At 64.0% G+C, this 2,011-nt stretch carries 3 protein-coding genes and 1 pseudogene; 1 reads left to right on the top strand and 3 read right to left on the bottom strand.

The features are described from left to right. The 3 genes and pseudogenes from AABA84_RS12530 to AABA84_RS12540 all read right to left on the bottom strand — a co-directional run. Positions 1-303, bottom strand: a pseudogene (locus tag AABA84_RS12530) (nitronate monooxygenase); the annotation flags it as partial. Between the two features lie 219 nt (positions 304-522). Beyond that, complete coding sequence (locus AABA84_RS12535; RefSeq protein ID WP_018321727.1) at positions 523-681, bottom strand: hypothetical protein; 159 nt, start codon at positions 679-681, stop codon at positions 523-525. Between the two features lie 19 nt (positions 682-700). Continuing rightward, positions 701-1,075, bottom strand: a complete 375-nt coding sequence (locus tag AABA84_RS12540) for a PRC-barrel domain-containing protein (protein ID WP_028144036.1) — start codon at positions 1,073-1,075, stop codon at positions 701-703. 209 nt (positions 1,076-1,284) lie between these two features. Here AABA84_RS12540 and AABA84_RS12545 point away from each other — a divergent pair. Next, positions 1,285-2,011, top strand: a 727-nt coding sequence (locus AABA84_RS12545; protein ID WP_338312203.1) for a thiamine pyrophosphate-binding protein, incomplete at its 3' end; no start/stop codon positions are given.

The raw sequence follows: 2,011 nt of genomic DNA on the forward strand, positions 1-2,011 counted from the left end.
CACTCGAAGCCGTCGACGCTGACGGCGTCGCAGCCGATCCGCTCGGCCTTGAGTGAGTGACGCACCGAGGTGCATTTGTGGATGACCTTGATGCCCGCCGCCTTCAGCGCCGGCATGTATTGTTCGGGACTGCGGCCCGCCGTCTCCACCGCCTTGATGCCACCCTCGACGATGGCCGCAATGTATTCCGGATAAGGCGGCGCGGCGAAGGTCGGCAGGAAGGTGAGGTTCACGCCGAACGGCTTNNCCGCCCTGGATGATGGGGTGCTCGATGCCGAACAGTTCGGTGATCGCGGTCTTCACTAAGATACCTCCCGGAATCTGCTTAAGTTGGGTTCAGTCTAGCCGGACTTCTGCGCCGCGGTCACCATTTCTCTCCGAAGGGGGATCTCCATTTCAAGGGTCCGCGAGGCCCACACCTCGTGAGAGCCCCGCTGCCAGTCGTGAACGCCTGCTCAAAAAGAAGCGCGGCACAGTGCGTGCCGCGCTTGTCTCTGACGTCTCACGGGAAGCGCGCCTGTCTCAGTGCGTCTTCGTCTCGTGCCATTTCTCGAGATCGGGCTTCTCCTCGTCCGATCCCTGCTCCTTCTCCGGATTGCCCTTCCAGGGCTTGTCCGTCTGTCGGTGCGAACCCCAGTCGTTCTGCTGCCGGGGATCGTCGTTGGGCCGTTCCTTGCTCATCGATCTCTCTCCGTGAACATCAAGCGAAGGGAACGCCGTAATAGGAGTTGATACCGCGTACCGCGGCGTCATCACCCCAGTTCCAGTCGCTTCGTTCGCCGTATTTTGGCGCCCCTTCCAGTTCCTTGGTGGTGATGCCGGTGACGTACCCGCCAAGCTCCGTGTCGTATTTCAGCGACTGCCAGGGCAACGGGTAGTGATCGTTGCCGAGGCCCAGGAATCCGCCGAAGCCGAGCACGGCGTAAGACACCCTGCCGCTGACCTTGTCGATCATCACGCGTTCGATCGAACCGATCCGATTGCGGTCGGCGCCGTAGACCGACGTTCCCTCGACCTTGTCGCTGCCGATCAGCCGTCCCATCTCGCTGCGGCCCAGCTCGCCTTGATTCAGCATCTCGCTCCTCCACTCAGCCAATGTGAATCAACCGGACAGATAAGCGATCGTTCCGGCGCCGATGTTCCCGGCAGCGATCGAGGAACATCACGGCGAAGGAGCCGTTTTCCGAGGCTCATGCACAGCCGAGGCCGCTGCGATGTCCCAGACCGTCTCCGACTTCATCGTCCAGCGTCTGCATCAATGGGGCGTGCGCCACATCTTCGGCTATCCCGGCGACGGCATCAACGGCGTGTTCGGCGCGNNGCGCGATGAACCGCGCCGAAGGCAAGATCGGCTTCGTGCAGGCGCGGCACGAGGAGATGGCGGCATTCATGGCGAGCGCTTACGCAAAATTCTCAGGGGAGTTCGGCGTTTGCATCGCGACCTCGGGCCCGGGCGCTTCGCATCTCATCACCGGGCTCTACGATGCGCTACTCGATCACCAGCCGGTGCTGGCGATTGTCGGTCAGCAGGCCCGCAACGCCCTCGGCGGGCATTATCAGCAGGAGATCGACCTTCTCTCCATGTTCAAGGACGTCGCCGGTGCCTACGTCATGCAGGCCTCCTCGCCTGCGCAGGTGCGACATTTGATCGACCGAGCCGTGCGGATCGCGCTGGCGCGACGGGCCCCGACCGTGATCATCCTGCCCAACGACCTGCAGGAAGAGCCTTACGAGAACCCGCCACGTGCCCACGGCACGCTGCATTCCGGCATCGGCTACAGCGCACCCAGCATCATGCCGCGTGAGGCCGATCTCGAGCGCGCCGCGGAAGTGCTGAATGCCGGCAAGAAGGTCGCGATGCTCGTCGGCGCCGGCGCACTTGGCGCCACCGACGAGGTGATCGCCGTCGCTGACCGCCTCTCGGCCGGCTGCGCCAAGGCGCTGCTCGGAAAGGCAGCGCTGCCCGACGACCTGCCGTGGGTGACCGGCTCGATCGGCCCGCTCGGCACCG

The organism is Bradyrhizobium sp. TM239, from assembly GCF_036247985.1.
GTDB lineage: Bacteria > Pseudomonadota > Alphaproteobacteria > Rhizobiales > Xanthobacteraceae > Bradyrhizobium > Bradyrhizobium ottawaense.

What these genes read in the sequence shown, in the direction of transcription:
- AABA84_RS12535 (WP_018321727.1), bottom strand. Translation starts at nt 681, where the DNA reads ATGAGCAAGGAACGGCCCAACGACGATCCCCGGCAGCAGAACGACTGG.
- AABA84_RS12540 (WP_028144036.1), bottom strand. Translation starts at nt 1,075, where the DNA reads ATGCTGAATCAAGGCGAGCTGGGCCGCAGCGAGATGGGACGGCTGATC.